At 70.1% G+C, this 15,495-nt stretch carries 13 protein-coding genes and 1 pseudogene; 5 read left to right on the top strand and 9 right to left on the bottom strand.

Features of this window, described 5'->3' with window-relative positions:
• The first annotated feature begins 554 nt into the window (after nt 1–554).
• Complete coding sequence (locus NBZ85_RS15025) at nt 555–2,084, top strand: CocE/NonD family hydrolase (RefSeq protein ID WP_261562089.1); 1,530 nt, start codon at nt 555–557, stop codon at nt 2,082–2,084.
• 54 nt (nt 2,085–2,138) lie between these two features.
• Here NBZ85_RS15025 and NBZ85_RS15020 read toward each other — a convergent pair whose 3' ends face one another.
• The 3 genes from NBZ85_RS15020 to NBZ85_RS15010 form a co-directional block, all read right to left on the bottom strand.
• The gene (locus tag NBZ85_RS15020; protein WP_261557294.1) at nt 2,139–2,657 is read right to left on the bottom strand and encodes a P-loop NTPase family protein; all 519 of its coding nucleotides are present in this window, start codon (nt 2,655–2,657) and stop codon (nt 2,139–2,141) included.
• A gap of 17 nt (nt 2,658–2,674) precedes the next feature.
• Nucleotides 2,675–3,148, bottom strand: a complete 474-nt coding sequence (locus NBZ85_RS15015) for a VOC family protein (RefSeq protein WP_261557292.1) — start codon at nt 3,146–3,148, stop codon at nt 2,675–2,677.
• Nucleotides 3,149–3,258: 110 nt separating this feature from the next.
• Entirely contained in the window at nt 3,259–4,716 is a 1,458-nt protein-coding gene (locus NBZ85_RS15010) for a DHA2 family efflux MFS transporter permease subunit (RefSeq protein ID WP_308205002.1), read from the bottom strand.
• 249 nt (nt 4,717–4,965) lie between these two features.
• On the opposite strand from NBZ85_RS15010, the gene NBZ85_RS15005 reads away from it, so the two are divergent.
• The gene (locus NBZ85_RS15005; RefSeq protein WP_261557291.1) at nt 4,966–6,174 is read left to right on the top strand and encodes an RNA-guided endonuclease InsQ/TnpB family protein; all 1,209 of its coding nucleotides are present in this window, start codon (nt 4,966–4,968) and stop codon (nt 6,172–6,174) included.
• 34 nt (nt 6,175–6,208) lie between these two features.
• Here NBZ85_RS15005 and NBZ85_RS15000 read toward each other — a convergent pair.
• From NBZ85_RS15000 to NBZ85_RS14985, 4 genes and pseudogenes are all read right to left on the bottom strand, one after another.
• Nucleotides 6,209–6,388: pseudogene (locus NBZ85_RS15000) on the bottom strand (MFS transporter); the annotation flags it as partial.
• Between the two features lie 163 nt (nt 6,389–6,551).
• Nucleotides 6,552–7,388 carry an SDR family NAD(P)-dependent oxidoreductase gene (locus NBZ85_RS14995; RefSeq protein ID WP_261557289.1) on the bottom strand — a complete coding sequence of 279 codons (837 nt, stop codon included), beginning with the start codon at nt 7,386–7,388 and terminating at the stop codon, nt 6,552–6,554.
• 36 nt (nt 7,389–7,424) lie between these two features.
• Nucleotides 7,425–9,014, bottom strand: a complete 1,590-nt coding sequence (locus tag NBZ85_RS14990; protein WP_261557286.1) for an FMN-binding glutamate synthase family protein — start codon at nt 9,012–9,014, stop codon at nt 7,425–7,427.
• Between the two features lie 376 nt (nt 9,015–9,390).
• Nucleotides 9,391–10,026: a helix-turn-helix domain-containing protein gene (locus NBZ85_RS14985; protein WP_261557285.1), complete on the bottom strand. Its 636-nt coding sequence runs from the start codon at nt 10,024–10,026 to the stop codon at nt 9,391–9,393.
• 94 nt (nt 10,027–10,120) lie between these two features.
• Here NBZ85_RS14985 and NBZ85_RS14980 point away from each other — a divergent pair, with 94 nt between their 5' ends.
• Nucleotides 10,121–10,798 (top strand): SAM-dependent methyltransferase, encoded by a 678-nt coding sequence (locus NBZ85_RS14980; RefSeq protein WP_261557283.1) that lies wholly within the window; start codon nt 10,121–10,123, stop codon nt 10,796–10,798.
• 46 nt (nt 10,799–10,844) lie between these two features.
• On the opposite strand, the gene NBZ85_RS14975 is transcribed toward NBZ85_RS14980, so the two are convergent.
• Nucleotides 10,845–11,750, bottom strand: coding sequence for a fibronectin type III domain-containing protein (locus NBZ85_RS14975; RefSeq protein ID WP_261562088.1), 906 nt, complete (start codon nt 11,748–11,750; stop codon nt 10,845–10,847).
• A 426-nt stretch (nt 11,751–12,176) separates the two neighbouring features.
• Here NBZ85_RS14975 and NBZ85_RS14970 point away from each other — a divergent pair, with 426 nt between their 5' ends.
• Both NBZ85_RS14970 and NBZ85_RS14965 read left to right on the top strand, forming a co-directional pair.
• Nucleotides 12,177–13,607 (top strand): serine/threonine-protein kinase, encoded by a 1,431-nt coding sequence (locus tag NBZ85_RS14970; RefSeq protein ID WP_261562087.1) that lies wholly within the window; start codon nt 12,177–12,179, stop codon nt 13,605–13,607.
• A gap of 89 nt (nt 13,608–13,696) precedes the next feature.
• Nucleotides 13,697–14,716, top strand: coding sequence for an FkbM family methyltransferase (locus NBZ85_RS14965; RefSeq protein ID WP_261557280.1), 1,020 nt, complete (start codon nt 13,697–13,699; stop codon nt 14,714–14,716).
• A 58-nt stretch (nt 14,717–14,774) separates the two neighbouring features.
• Here NBZ85_RS14965 and NBZ85_RS14960 read toward each other — a convergent pair whose 3' ends face one another.
• The gene (locus tag NBZ85_RS14960) at nt 14,775–14,984 is read right to left on the bottom strand and encodes a hypothetical protein (RefSeq protein WP_261562086.1); all 210 of its coding nucleotides are present in this window, start codon (nt 14,982–14,984) and stop codon (nt 14,775–14,777) included.
• Between the last annotated feature and the right edge of the window lie 511 nt (nt 14,985–15,495).

The raw sequence follows: 15,495 nt of genomic DNA, 5'->3' as shown, positions 1-15,495 counted from the left end.
CCCCACCCGCCAACCCGGCGACCCAGGCACCAGCCCAGTCGAACACCGCCTCGAGCTCCACTGCCTCCACCCCAGACGGTCACCCTGAACACAAATCTCCAAGCAATCCCTTAAAGCATGTCCATTGGGGTCTGCCCGCAGCGGCGCGGATTAATTTCCGGGCGGAAACCCCACGTCGCGGGATCGCACTGGCCTGAAGGCGCTATCCGCGCCGTCGCCAATACTTGCGCAAATGGGACGTAAACGGATAGACCAGGGCCCGTCAGGGGTGGGGATGACCGATGGGAGACCTGAAAATGCCTTCGTGGCACGGGCGCGCCGACCGACGGCCCCCCCGGCAATTTCGTCCATCCGTTCCGCTTCTGTCGGCGACGCTGGCGCTGGGTGTCCTTTCCTGCGCCGTGGTCGTCGGCTGCGATCGCGGGCAGGAGACGTCCACCGCCGGTCTGGTTCCCGCGGCGGCGCCTATCTCCGGCGCCTCGGCGGCGCCGTCCTCCGCGGCCCTGCCGTCGGCGCTCGCCGCCCAGGGTGCCCCGCCGCCGGGCGGATCACCGGTGCCCACCCAACCGGCCGGGGCGGCGACGAGCACCGCGCCGACGAACCAGGCCACGATCCGGACCACGGACGGCACGGTCCTGACCGCGATCACGGGTGTGCCGGCCGGTGGCGGCGCGCATCCCCTCGTCGTGCTCCCGGCGGCCTGGGGCTTCCAGGACACCAGCATGCAGTCCCAGATCGATCTGCTGGTACGGCGCGGTTATGCCGCCGTCGCCTACACGACCCGCGGCTTCTACGGCTCCGGCGGCACGGTCGACGTCGCCGGTCCCCTGGACGTCTCGGACGTCTCGGACGTCATCACCTGGGCGAGCAGCCACCTCGCCGTCGCCGCGGACCGGGTCGGCGTCGCCGGGTTGTCCTACGGCGGCGGCATCGCCCTGCTGGCGGCGGCCGCCGACCCCCGCATCCGGGCGGTCGCCTCACTGAGCGGCTGGGCGGACTTCGGGACGTCCCTGTACGACGCGAACACCCGGCACAAGGCGGCACTCGACCTGATGACGACGCTGCAGGAGAAATCCGGCCGCAGCAGCCCCGAGTTTCGCGCGATCGTCGACGACTACCGGGCTTTCCGCAACATCCCCCGGGTGATGTCCTGGGCGAGGACGCGCGGCGCCGGAACGTACCTCGACCGGTTCAACGCCCGCCAGCCGGCGGTCTTCATGTCGACCTCGTACAGCGACGGCTATTTCCCACCAGCCTCCCAACTGGCCTTCTTCGACCGGCTGACCGGGCCCAAGACGATTCGTCTCAGCCCCGGTGACCATGCCACGAACGAGGTCGGCGGCCTGTTCGGTATTCCCAACGAGACCTGGACGGCGGCCTGGGACTGGTTCGACCGTTTCCTGATCCCCACGTCGACCGCCGCGCAGGGACCGGCGCCCGCACCGGTCCGGCTGCTCACGGACGGCGGCGCCGTCGAGACCTACCAGACCGTGGCCGGCATCACCGGCGATCACACGACCCTGCGGCTCGGCCCCGCCGTGCTCGGCACGGGGCAACTCTCGCCCTCCGCCGAGATCGGGGACTGGTCGACGACGTTCAGCGCGGACGCGGACACCACGGCGAACGCCGGCACGATCCTGGTGACCAAGTTTCTGGACGGGATCACCCACCGGCCCAGCGAGCTGAACATCGGCACGGTCGATCGCAAACACGGCGCGGTGTGGCAGGCGGCGCCGACCTTCGCGACGCAGAAGCTCCGCGGCACGCCGGAACTGAACCTGAGCGTCACCCCCAACTCGGACGCCGGCACTCTGGTCGCCTACCTCTACGACACGGACCTCCAGGGCCGCTCGACGCTGATCGCCAAGGCGGTCGACAGCTACCAGGAGGCCACCCCGAACGTCGCGTTGCCATGCCGGCTCACCTTCGACCCGGTCGCGCACGACCTGCAGTTCGGCCATCGGCTCTCCCTGGTCATCGACACCAGGGACGCGCTGTTCTACGACATGAACCGCGCGGACGGGACCGCGACGATCGGCTCGCCCGCCGCCAGCCCGTCCGAACTGGTGGTGCCGCTCGCCTGAGCCCACGGCGCCGGCGGACGGCAGCGGGAGCGGAGGCCTGGCCTCGCCAGCGAATCAGGCGGGTCGGACGGGAGACCAGGCCGCCGCCTCCCGGCGGCTGCGCAGCCGGACGAGCCGTCGGCCGGCCGGATCGTCGGCCGTGAAGCGGTTGCCGTAGCTGGTGCGGTACTCGCCGTGCTTGCGCCAGGACCAGCGGATCGGATGGCTGGCCCGGTGCAGCGTGCGCCAGCGCTCCCGGTTGCCGTTCCACAGCGGCCTGCGCAGCACCAGCCGGCCGGCCGTGCGCCGGATGACCTGCCACTCCACCAGCCACCGCGGCAGGTCCAACCAGATGATCGTGTCCGCCCGCGCCCACACGAGCTCGCGGACCGCCGAGTAGTTCCCGTCGACGACCCACGCGGGCGCCGCCGTCGCGGCGTCCACATCGGCGACGAAGGTCGGCCGCACTGTCCAGCCGGGACCGTGATGCAGAGCATCGAGCTCGACGTGCGGGACGCCGAGCGTGGCGGCCACCCGCCGGGCGAACGTCGTCTTCCCGGAGCCGGACGCGCCGAGGACGAGGATTCTGGACACCCGGCCGATCTTAGAGATCAGGTGCCCTCCGCGGCACGGCGGATCTCCGCTATGTCGATCTTGTTCATCCGCAGCATCGCCTCGGTCGCCCGCCGCGCCCGGTCCGGATCGGGATCGCCGAGCAGCTCGCCCAGTGCGGTCGGCACGATCTGCCAGGACAGCCCGTAGCGGTCCTTGAGCCACCCGCACCGGCTCTCCTGCCCGCCGTCGGTGAGCCGATCCCAGTACTCGTCGACCTCGGCCTGGGAGCCACAGAACACCTGCAGGGAAATGGCCTCCGAGAAGGTGAACTCCGGGCCGCCGTTCAGCGCGACGTACTCCCGCCCGTCCAGCTCGAACTGGACCGTCATCGCCGTGCCCGCCGGCCGCGGGCTGCCCGGCCCGTAGCGGGCGACATTGGTGATCTTCGAGTTCGGAAAGATCGACGTGTAGAACTCCGCGGCCTGCTCGCCCTGGTCGTCGAACCACAGACACGGCGTGATACCTGGCATGGGGAACCCTTCTGGTCGAGGGGAACGGACGCCCCGATGCGTCCCATGGCCGGCAACCGTAGCCACGCCCACCGACAGTTCTCGGCACCCGCATTGCCGGCCGGGTCGGTTCAGCGGGGCCCGGGCGGCTCATCGCCAGGGCGTGACGCGGGGGCGGTGCCGGACGCCGAGACCGACGACGTGGGCCGGTCACCGCGCAGGCGCGGGGAGCTCGGATCCGGCAGCGGCGGGGCGTCCAGGCAGCAGTGGCTCCACCGCGGCACCGACGGCACCGACGGCACCGACGGCACCGACGGCACCGACGGCGGCACGACCGGCACCTGCGGCGTGGCGGCACGTCTGGACGGGTTACGGATGGTGACCGCGGCGATTACTCCGCCGAGGCCGCAGAGCCCCGCCGCGAGCAGCGCCGCGGTGTGGAAGCCGCGGGAGAACTCCGCCGGGCGCAGGTAGGAGGCGCCGGTGATGCCGGCAGCCGCGGGCAGGACCGCGACGGCGATCAGGCCGGCCGCCCGGGCCACGTCGTTGTTCACCGCCGAGGCGATGCCAGCGTGCCGTGCGGGCACGGCGGCCAGCGCGGTCGCCGTCAGCGGCGCCACCGTCGTGGCCAGGCCCAGGCCGAACACGGTCACAGCGGGCAGCACCGCGGTCAGGTAGTTCCCGGCCGCGTCGACCCGGGTGAACAGCGCCAGGCCCACTCCGACGAGCACCGGCCCCGCGCTCATCTGCAGCCGTGGGCCGATCCGGGCGGCGAGCGCCCCGGACCGGGCGGACAGCAGCAGCATGATCACCGTCACGGGCAGCAGCGCGACACCGGACTGCAGCGGGCTGTAGCCGCAGACCTGCTGGAGCTGGATCGGCAGGAGGAACAGGGCGCCGCCGAGCGCCGCATAGACGGCGAAGGTCACCAGGTTCGTCGCGGCGAACTGACGGGCGGCGAACAACTCCAGCGGCAGCATCGGCGCCGGTGCCCGGTGTTCCCAGCCGACGAAGGCGGCCAGCAGCAGCGCGCCGCCGACCAGCGCGACGCCCACGGCCGGCCTGTCCCAGCCCGCCCCCGGACCCTCGATGAGCCCGTAGGTCAGCCCGACCAGGCCGAGGGTGACCAGCGCCCCGCCGCCCACGTCGACCCGCCCGCCGACCTCCGGGTCGCGGGATTCGGGCACGTGCCGCCAGGTCAGCACGATGACCACGGCGGCCACCGGCAGGTTGATCGGGAAGATCAGCCGCCACGACCAGACCTCGACCAGCCAGCCGCCCAGGAACGGCCCGATCGCCAGGGCCACCCCGCTGAGGCCCGACCAGGCGCCGATCGCCCGGCTGCGGTCCTGCGGCGCGAAACTCGCCTCCAGGATCGCCAGGCTGCCCGGGGTCAGCAGGGCCGCCCCCACCCCCTGCAAGGCCCGGGAACCGATGAGCACCGGGGCGTTCGGCGCCACGGCGGCGCCCATCGACGCGACGACGAACCACACCACGCCGATGGCGAAGACCCGGCGCCGCCCGTAGCGGTCCCCGAGGTCCCCGGCGACCAGCAGCAAACCGGCCAGGGCCAGCGTGTATCCGGTCACCGAGAACTCCGGAGGATGCCCTGGCCTTCAGGCCGGGGAGGAACCCGGCCCCCCGCGGAGCGGGGCATGGGTAGGCGGTTCGCCGTCAGACGAACCGCCGCGCGAACACACGACGTAACAGCTGGATGATTTCCCTGTTCGAGAAACAGTCGTCTTCTTTGAAGGTTTCGGTGATGCGGGGGGGCTGGGTCGTCCGGGAATCTCGGAACCCTCTTCTCCGCGGTCCCGCTGTTGGGTTAGAATCGGTTTGTGTCGAGGTTCCGGTTGTATCCCGACGAGGCGCAGGAAGAGGTTCTTCTTGTGCATTGTGGGCATGCGCGGTTCGTGTGGAACCTGTGCGTGGAGCAGCAGTCGTGGTGGAACCCGCGGCGTGGCCCCGCTCCCGGCTACGCCGCGTGGAATCGGCAGTTGACCGCGGCGCGGGGCGCCTGCGACTGGCTGGCGGCGGGCAGTGTCATCGTGCAGCAGCAGGCGTTGCGGGACTTCGCCACCGCGAGGGCGAACTTTTTCGGCGGTTCGCATCGGCGGCCGACATGGCGCCGACGCGGGCGAAGCGAGGGTTTCCGGATCGTCGCGGTCAAGCCGGGTGACGTGCGGCAGATCAACCACCGCTGGTCGCAGGTGCGGATACCCAAAGTGGGCTGGGTCAGGTTCCGCCGTAGCCGCACCGTCCCAAACGCCAGGTCCTACCGGGTGACGCGGGATCGTGCGGGTCGCTGGCATGTCGCGTTCGCCGCGGTGCCCGCCCCGATCGGCGCCCCGGGCACCGGTGGGATCGTCGGGGTCGACCGGGGCGTGGCGGTCTCGGCCGCGCTGTCCACCGGGGAGTTGCTGCACTGCCCGGGGCTGCGTCCCGGTGAGGTGGCCCGGCTGGTCCGGTTGCAGCGTCGTCTCGCTCGAGCGAGACGGGGATCGCACCGGCGGGCCCGGTTGGTCGGGCAGATCGCCCGGGTGAAAGCCCGGGAAGTTGATCGGCGTAAGGACTGGGTGGAGAAGACCAGTACCGACCTGGCCCGCCGGTACGACCTGATCCGGGCGGAGGCGTTGCCGGTCGGGGCCATGACCCGTTCGGCCCGTGGCACGGTCGCGGAGCCGGGTCGGAACGTGCGGCAGAAAGCCGGCCTCAACCGGAGCATTCTCGCGCACGGCTGGGGGCTGCTGGTCCGTCGGTTGGAGCAGAAGGCCCCCGGCCGGGTCGAGAAGATCAATCCTGCGTACACGTCGCAGACCTGCAACACCTGCGGAATCCGGGACCGGGAGGCGCGCGAGAGCCAAGCCGTCTTCCGGTGCCGGGCCTGCGGGCAGCAGGTGAACGCGGATGTGAACGCGGCACGCAACATCGCCCTGGGGCATCAGTGGGCAACCACGTGGGTGACTGCGCGGGGAGGCGACGCCGAGGGGCGGCCTGTGAACCGCGAACCTCAACACTGCGCACCGCCTCTCCCGGTGGACGTGTAGATGTTGGAATCCTCCGCGTTCACGCGGAGGAGGATGTCAACACCCACTGCAACGATGCCAGGCCGGCGTCGAAGTCACGGCCGATCGCCGGCAGCGCGATACCGACCACGGTCGCGTCGATCGAGGCGATCGCGGAGCCGAGCACCGTGGCGGCTAGCACCCACCGGCCGGCCGGGCTGTCGACCCGCAAGCCGTCGCCCCGCAAGCCGTCCATCCGGCCTCCTCAGGGCACCCGACTTCCAGGCACCCGACTTCCAGCTCCCAGCTCCCAGGCCGGGTCCGCGGGCCCGCTGGCGACGTCCGGGTCCCTGCCTACACCACCCGGCCCGACGGCGAAACTCCGCCGACCTCCCGCGGGCGAGGGTGGACCGGTCCGATCAGGCGGCTTCGGCGATCATGGCTTCGCTGCGCTCCCACAGCTGGCGGGCCAGGTCCGCGTCGTCGGCCTGCCTGTTCGCCGATCCGATCTTCCGCTTGACGTAGTACTGCCCCGACTGCCAGTCCGAACCCGGCTTGGCCGTCGCCAACCACACCAGTTGATCGGCGCCCTTGTCCGGACTGATCAGGAACACGTGCTTCAGCGCAGACCCGTAGAGCACACGCATGACCGGCGAGCCGGACCCGCTGGAGAAGTTCGAGGCGACGGCGCCCGGGTGGAAGGCCGCCGTCGAGATTCCCTGCTCGTGGTAACGGCGGTGCAGTTCCCGGGTGAACAGGATGTTCTCCAGCTTGGCGTCGCCGTAGGCCTTGCTGGCTCTGAACGTGCGCTCGGCGTCGAGATCGTCGATGTCGACGTTGCCCAGGAGCTTGTTTCCGATGCTCGACGTGTTCAGCACGCGGGCCCGGGACTCGACGAGTCGGTCCAGTAGCAGCGTCGTGAGCAGGAACGGGGCCAGGTGGTTGACCTGGAAGGTCAGCTCGTGACCGTCCACGGTGAGCTGGCGGTTGCGGGACATGACGCCGCCGGCGTTGTTGGCCAGCACGTCGATCGTCGGGTAGCGCCTGCGCAGCTCGTCGGCGAGGGCGCGGACCTGCGCCAGATCCGCGAAGTCGGCGAGGAGATGGTCGGCGCCCAGCTCGGCGGCGACCGCAGCCGTCTTCTGCGGTGAACGACCGACGACGACCACGGATTCACCCGCCCGTGACAGCTGCCTGGCCGCAGCCGCGCCGATCCCGTCGCTGGCCCCGGTGATCACGATCGTTCGTCCAGCCATCGTTTCCCTGTCCCGTCGGTTGCTCGAGGCCCACTGCTAGGCCCGGAAGTGGTCGGGGTCGGCCACCGCCCAGTCGGCGGCCCAGCCCGCTGGCGGCTCGGCGAGCAGCTCGCCGGGTTTCAGCCAGGAGTAGAGCTCGGAGTAGCTGCGGGTGTCGGTGTGGGTGAGCCGGCGCATCAGCATCCCGGGGTGCAGCTCGTCCGGGTGGGCGCAGCCCAGCGAGGCCATCAGCTGCACGGCGGTGGCGACGGTGGCCTGCTGGTAGCGGCGGACCCGCTCACCCTTGTCGGCGACGTCGAGGGCACGGGCGCGGCGCGGATCCTGGGTGGCCACCCCGGTCGGGCAGGTGTTGGTGTGACAGCGCAGCGCCTGGATGCAACCGACCGCCATCATCATCGCGCGGGCCGAGTTGGTGTAGTCGGCGCCCTGGGCGAGCCGTTTGACGATGTCCACGCCGGTGGCGACCTTGCCGCTCACCCCGATCCGGATCCGGTCCCGAAGCCCGACGCCGACCAGCGCATTGTGCACCATGATCAGCCCCTCGGTGAGCGGGGTGCCGACGTTGTCCTCGTATTCGAGTGGCGCGGCACCGGTGCCGCCCTCGGCGCCGTCGACGACGATGAAGTCCGGGGTGACGCCCTCGGCGAGCATGGCCCGGCAGATCGCGAGCAGCTCCCGACGTGACCCCACGCAGAGCTTGAAGCCGGTCGGCTTGCCACCGGCGAGCTCCCGCATCCGCGCCACGAACAGCACCAGTTCCCGCGGGGTGGCGAACACCCGGTGCGCCGACGGGCTCTCGCAGGTCACCCCGGCGGGCACGCCACGGGCCGCGGCGATCTCGGCGCTGACCTTCGCCGCCGGCAGGATGCCGCCGAGCCCCGGCTTCGCGCCCTGGCTCAGCTTGAGCTCCACCATCTTCACCGCCGGCAGCGCCGCCTTGTCCTTGAACATCGCCGGGTCGAAGTCACCGTCGTCGGTGCGCGCGCCGAAGTAACCGCTACCGATCTCCCAGACGAGGTCGGCGCCGTGGCGCAGGTGATGCTCGGTGAGCCCACCTTCGCCGGTGTCGTGGGCGAAGCCGCCGGCGGCGGCGCCGCGGTTCATCGCCAGCACCGCGTTGCCGGACAGCGAGCCGAAACTCATCGCGGAGACGTTGAGCAGCGCGATGTCGTACGGCTGGGTGCAGTCCGGCCCGCCGACACGCACCCGCGGGGGCGGCGCGTCCGGCGCGACGGGAACCGGGACCGTCGCGTGAGGCAGGAACTCGTAGCCGACGGCGTTGACGTCCCGCTCGGTGCCGAACGCCTGATCGCTGTGGACGCCCTTGGCCCGCTCGTAGATCGTCGTGCGGATCTCCCGGTCGAACGGACGGCCGTCGACGTTGCGCTCGACGAAGTACTGCTGGATCTCCGGGCGAATCTTCTCCAGCATGAAGCGGAGGTGCCCGGCCACCGGGTAGGTGCGCAGGATCGCGTGCCGGCGCTGGACGACGTCGTGGACCGCCAGCGCCAGCAACACGGCGAACACCGCGACCGCCACCCACCAGCCCGCCGACCAGAACACCGCGGCGACCACCGCCGCCACGGTGAACAGGGCCAAGCCCGACAGCATCCCCAGCGGGAACATCGCGCGTCCTCTCCTGCGCCGCCGCCGAGCGGCGCGGGGGCGGGCGGAGAGCCACCCCGAGGTTTCGCGCCGTCGCGACGGGTTCGACGCTATACGCCGCAACGGTCAGGACTACTCGGATTTGCTCCGCGCACCGGAAGGGTGCCGCAACGGTCAGGTCGGCTGTCCCGTTCGACTCGCCCGGCTCCGGACCGTGCGCGCGGGGCGGGGGATCCGTCCATCGGTGCGGAGTCGGGTGGGTGACCCGCATGGCCGCTGACGACCGGCGTCTCAGTCGGTCACGAGGCAGAACTCGTTGCCCTCCGGGTCGGCCGGGCCGGCCGGGTCGGCGCAGCCGAACACGATCTCGTTGATCCGTCGCGTCACGCCGGCAGTCTCACCAGCCAGGGGCGCGCTCTCGCGGCACACCGGCGGGACGGGCTCGGACGTGCAGCCGCTCGCCCTGAGGCCCGAACAGGCTGAGCAGCTCAACGGGCTTCTCGCCGGTGTTGGCGAGCGCGTGTGGGACATGGGTGTCGAACTCGGCCACCTCGCCGGCCACGAGTTCGACGTCGTGCTCGCCGAGCAGCAGGCGCAGCCGGCCGGACAGCACGTAGAGCCACTCGTAACCCTCGTGGACCTGCAGCTCCAGTTCGCACCCGGGCCAGCGCGCCGGGATGATCTGTTTGTACGCCTGCAGCCCGCCGGGGCGGCGCGACAGCGGGTAGAACGTCATACCGGACCGGGTGATCGGACGGGAGTGGACCCGCGGGTCGCCGGCGACGGGCGCGTTGACGAGTTCGTCCAGCGGGACCTGGTAGACGCGTGACAGTGGGAGCAGGTGTTCGAGGGAGGGCCGCCGCTGGCCGGACTCCAGCCGCGACAGTGTGCTGACCGAGATCCGGGTCATGGCGGACAGCTGCGGCAACGTCGCCCCAAGCTGCTGGCGGAGCGCCCGAAGCCGAGGGCCGATCGCGCGGAGGACGCCGTCAAGATCAGGTTCGCCGTCGGCGGTGGAAATGTCGTCGGGCATCCATCCATTTGCCATCGTGGCAAAGATTCTTGTCAAATCCAGGTTCTCGGCGGACTGTCGCGCGCAGGTGAGCGACGGACGGGAGAGAGCCGACATGCACGACGAGACGGACGACGCGGTGGTACTCGGCCATCGGCACGAGTACGACGCCGAGCAGTACTGGGAGACCCGCTACCGCGGTGCCGAGCAGCTCTGGAGCGGCAATCCCAATCCGGTCCTGGTCGACGTCGCCGCGCGGCTCGAACCGGGGACCGCGCTCGACCTCGGCTGCGGCGACGGCAGCGACGCCATCTGGCTCGCGGGCCGGGGCTGGCAGGTCACCTCGGCCGACATCTCGGCGACCGCGCTGGCCCGAGCGGCCGACCGGGCCGCGACCGCCGGGGTCGGCGACGCCGTCGACTGGCAGCGCCACGACCTCACCCGAACCGTGCCCGACGGGCGCTTCGACCTGGTCTCGGCGCAGTTCCTGCACTCTCCCGTCGCGTTCCCACGCGAGACCGTGCTGAGGTCCGCGGCCGGGCGCGTCGCCCCCGGTGGGACGCTGCTCGTCGTCGGTCACCTCGAGCTGCCGCCGTGGGCCGACCACCGCGGTCCAGAACACGGCCCCGAGCTGCACCTTCCCACGCCCGAGGAGGTGCTCGCCGACCTCGACCTACCCGCCGCGCAGTGGCGTACCGAACGTGCTGACGTCGTGGCACGTCAGGTCAGGGGCCCGGAGGGCCAGACCGGCACAACGACCGACTCCGTCGTCGCGCTGGTGCGCGTCGGATAGCCGGCCGCGCCCCCGGACCGGGGCGGTTCCGCGGAACACCGTGAGGTTAGGAGCCTGGAACGGCGGTGGCGGTGTTGGAGTAGTCGGCTTCGCCGCTGCCGTTGCTGGATCGGACCCGGAACTCGTCGCTGTGGCCGTTGACCAGCAGTTTGACGGTGTTGCAGGTGCCTTCGGCGGGGTAGGGCAGGCGGACCCACGGGGTGCCGGCGGTGGTGTCGCGGTAGTAGACGACGTAGCCGGTGGCGCCGGGGGCGGCGTTCCAGCACAGGTGTGCCTGGGCGTCGCCGGCGGTGGCGGTGAGCCCGGTGGCCGGCGGTGGGATGGCGGCCCGCAGGGTGGTGGTGGCGGTGTTGGAGTAGTCGGCTTCGCCATTGCCGTTGCTGGAACGGACCCGGAATGCGTAGCCGTGGCCGTTGACCAGCAGTTTGACAGTGTCGCAAGTGCCCGTGGCCGGATAGGGCAGACGAACCCACTGCGTACCGGCCGTGGTGTCGCGGTAGTAGACGACGTAGCCGGTGGCACCGGGGGCGGGATTCCAGCACAGGCGTGCCTGGGCGTCGCCCGCCGTAGCGGTCAGCCCGGTGGCCGGCGGCGGGATCGCGACCGGCAGGGTGGTGGTGGCGGTGTTGGAGTAGTCGGCTTCGCCGTTGCCGTTGCTGGAACGGATACGGAATTCCTCGCGGTGGCCGTTGACCAGCAGTTTGATGGTGGAGCAGGTGCCTTCGGCCGGGTAGGGCAGGCGGACCCACCGGGTGCCGGCGGTGATGTCCCGGTAGTACAGGACATAGCCCGTGGCGCCGGGGGCGGGATTCCAGCACAGGCGTGCCTGGCTGTCGCCCGCCGTAGCGGTCAGCCCGGTGGCCGGCGGCGGGATGAACCCCCGTACGGTGGGCGCCGGCGAAATCTCGTCGGCCGTCGGAGAGGCCGGCGGATTCGCGGGTGGGGTAGACACCGGGGCCGAGGCCGCGCCTGGCGTGTCGGGAGGTTTCTCGGTCGGCACGGGAGTGAATTCAGAGGTGCCTTCGGCATTGGCCACGACCGCTGCGTCGGTGCCCGGTGAAGGCTCGCTATCACTCGTGTTCCACCAGCTTATCGCCGGGACGGCGATAGCCGCCGCCAGGAGAATCGGCCAGGGGCGAAAGGCCCGTCCCGTGCCGCCGAACAAGATCAGTGCAGCCCGTCTCGTCCGTGGCATCGCCAGCCGGACCAGCCGGCGGCATAGGCTCTGGCCTGATGACGAACGTGCGCGTTCCACCCCATGATGTTACTGGTGCGCCTTCGTGAGGTGCCTGCCTTCACCGTGCTGGTCCGTGCTGGTCCGCGGCACGACGGCGATCGTGGCTGACGGGGGGATGGCTGTGTCTTTCGAGGTGCGGACGTGAGCGGGGAGGAGAAGCCGGGAGGCCGTGTCGTCGCCGGCCGCTATCGGCTTCTGGACAGCATCGGCGCCGGTGCCTATGGGACCGTTTGGCACGCGATCGACGATCTCCTCGATGTGAGCGTCGCCGTCAAGGAGGTACGTATCCGGGCGGGGGAGAGCGAGCAGGCGCCCGCCGACCTGGTCGTGCGGGTGGAACGCGAGGCCAGGGCTGTCGCGAAGCTGCGCGAGCATCCGAATGTGGTCACGATCCTTGACGTGGTCCGCGACGGTGACCTGCCGTGGATCGTCATGGAGTGGGTTCCCTCCAAATCGTTGGCCGAGGTCCTCCGTGAACGCGGCACACTCGGCCGGGAAGAGACCGCCCGGATCGGGCTGGCCGTCCTCGACGCTCTTGTCACCGCACACTCCGCGGGTATCGTCCATCGCGATGTGAAGCCCGCGAACATCCTGATCGGCGACGACGGGCGGATCGTGCTGGTGGACTTCGGCGTCGCCGTCCTCGAATCCGATCCGACGATTACCAATGGTCTCATCGGCACGCTTGCCTACATGGCACCGGAGCGGTTCCAGGGGGCGCGGGCCCTACCCGCGAGCGATGTCTTCTCCCTGGGCGCGACGCTGTACTGCGCCGCCGAAGGGACGTCACCCTTCGCGCGGGTCACGGACGCCGCGACGGTCGCCGCCGTGCTCCAGGAGGATCCGCCGCCACTGGCCCGGACCGACCAGCTCACCGGCACGATTCTGGCGATGCTCGACAAGGATCCGCTGACCCGCATCACCGCGCCCGCGGCGCGCAGCAGCCTGCTGGGGGCGACGGGCAGCGCGCCCGTCGCCGTCGGCGGCCCCTCTGCCGTCGACCACGGCGACGAGCCCACGAACCCGGTCAGGACGGCGGAACCGGTCAGGACGGCGGAACCGGTACGGGCGGAACGGGCATGGGCGGAACCGGTACGTCATGGCGAGTCGCGGTCGGGGCGAGCCGTCGGTCTCCTGCTCATCCTCGTTTCCCTCGGTGCCGCTGTGGCCCCTTGGACGGCAGAAGTCTTCATCGACCTCCCCGACTGGCTGCGTGTAGCCGCGCTGTTCTGGTCGGCCCTCCTCGGCTGCTGGACCGTCGCCTTCGCGTACCTGTTCAGCCAGCCGGACTTTCTGTCGATCGGACCGGACGGCATCGGCTACCGATGCGCCGGCGAGGACTTCACCCTGGCCTGGGAGCAGGTTCGATCGGCTCGCGTCGTCGACGACCGGCTGGAGATCGAGTTGGCCGACGGAGCGCCGACGGCGCGGTACCGGGCCCGAAGCGCGCCACCGATGCCCATGGCCGCCACCGGGTCTGGTCTGGTGTTCTGCCGGCTGACAGATCTGCGCGGGGCGTCTGCCGCAGGTATTGAGAGCGCGATCCGATCCGCGTTCGGCACAGCGGGTTGAGTCGGGGCCACCTGAGCCGCCTGGGATGTATAACCCCAGCTCGGAGCATGTGTGGTCCACGATGTGCCGGGCTTTTGGTCGACGGCGCTATGCTCGTCGAGATCCGTTCATCCCGGATCGTGCCAAGGGGATGCGGTCGACGGGATGAGCGGGAACGGGGTCCGGATGACGGCATCTATATGACCCTGGATATGATCCCGCCGTGCTGTCGCAGCGGCCGACAGCCGCTTGACACTCGGCCGTTGCGCGGGTATCCGGCCGGGCTCCCCTGGGCGACCAGACAGAGAGGTATGACTCAGATGAAAGTCTCGAGCGTCGTCGCCGGGTTGATTCCCGATCGCGCCTTCGGAGACGCCATCGCAGTGGCGCACCGCAGGTTCGAGCCGGTACTCGGTCAGATTCGATCCCTGGTGGCGCCGGGTCAGACGGCAGTCGATGTGGGGGGGTGGTACGGACCATGGACCTTCTGGCTCTCGCGCATCGCGCAGACCGTGGTGACCGTCGAACCCAACCCGGAACTCGCGGCGTTCATCACCCGCATGGCGTCGCCCAATGTCACCGTGATCGCCAAGGCGGCCTCCGACGAGGCCGGGACGGCCAAGCTTTCTCTACCTGAGGGCGGGCGTGGTACTGAGGGTCGGGCGTCCCTCGGGCCGCTTCCCGGCGGAAGGTCCATCGAGGTCGAGACCTTCCGTCTTGACAGTCTCGAGCTCGATGACGTCGGACTCATCAAGATCGATGTCGAAGGTCATGAGCTGCCCGCGCTTCGTGGCGCCGAGGGCCTCATTCAGAAATGGCGCCCGAACCTGCTGGTCGAGATCGAGGAAGCCCGGTCTCCGGCCGTTCCCACCATCGAGTACCTCTACGACTTCGGCTACAAGGGCCTGGTGCTGGTGAGTGGCCGCTGGATTCCGCTCGCCGAGTTCGACCTGGTCGGACACCAGAAGGCGATGAGTGCGCACGCGGAGCACGGCTATCTGCGAGCTGTGATCGACGGCTCCGGAGCCAAGTTCGTCAACAACATCCTCTTCCGCTACGCGCGGGGACGGGTCGACACAGCCGAGACCGGCACGACCGTGCGGCGCCCGTCATCAGCAGACCGGTCATGATTGCTGAAATCCGGCGAACCGGGGATGTGAACCGATCCTTCCGCGCCTGACGGGCGTCCTACCATTTCGCGATCCGATGCATGAACCGCGGCCTGGTGAGAAGCCCGAACAGCACTAGTTCGAAGGCGAGGCGCACCCGCGCGATTCCTCGCGCGGCGCGCACCTCTTCTCGTAGGAACCGAGCGGCGGCGCTCCCGCTGCTTTCCATGTCCTGGTACAGCTGCCTGTCGGGCTCGACGAGGCTCTTTTCCAACTCACTTGGCGTCACCATCTACTCCTTGTTCTGTCACGAAGGGGGAGGGTGCTCGGGGGCCGCTGACGTCGCCGGGGCTACGTGCGTGCTGCCGGAGCCGGTGATCGGGAGGAGGCCGCCGCGCTGACGAGCAGGGCTGCCCCCACCGGCTACGGTTTGAGGCACTGTGGAGGTGGCGAGCGCCTATCTGGATTTTCTGATTTTTTCCAAGACCCAATCCGGCACGGCTGGCGGACCTTTTTCGATGGTGCCCATCCACCCGATACCGTGTTGATCGGAAACGAGCCGGAAGGCGCTCCAGCCAAGAGGCTCCTCGACATACTGAGAAACCAACTCGAAGGCCATCTCCTCCGGTGAGTCGAGGGAATCATCGTCATCGCGGGTCAGGTTTCGGTAAACGTAACTGGTCAGGTACCGCTTTGATCTTGGGTTAGCTGATTGCGGGTATCCAGGGGTGGCCCTCGGCGAGTTGCACGAGGGCGGAGAACTGGCCGATGCCGTGTTTGGTGGTGGTGGACAGGTAGCT

Origin of the sequence: Frankia tisae (assembly GCF_025403405.1) — a bacterium.
Taxonomy (GTDB): Bacteria; Actinomycetota; Actinomycetes; order Frankiales; family Frankiaceae; genus Frankia; species Frankia tisai.
Note: the sequence above shows the minus strand (reverse complement) of the source record. Positions and strands in the feature narration are given on the sequence as shown.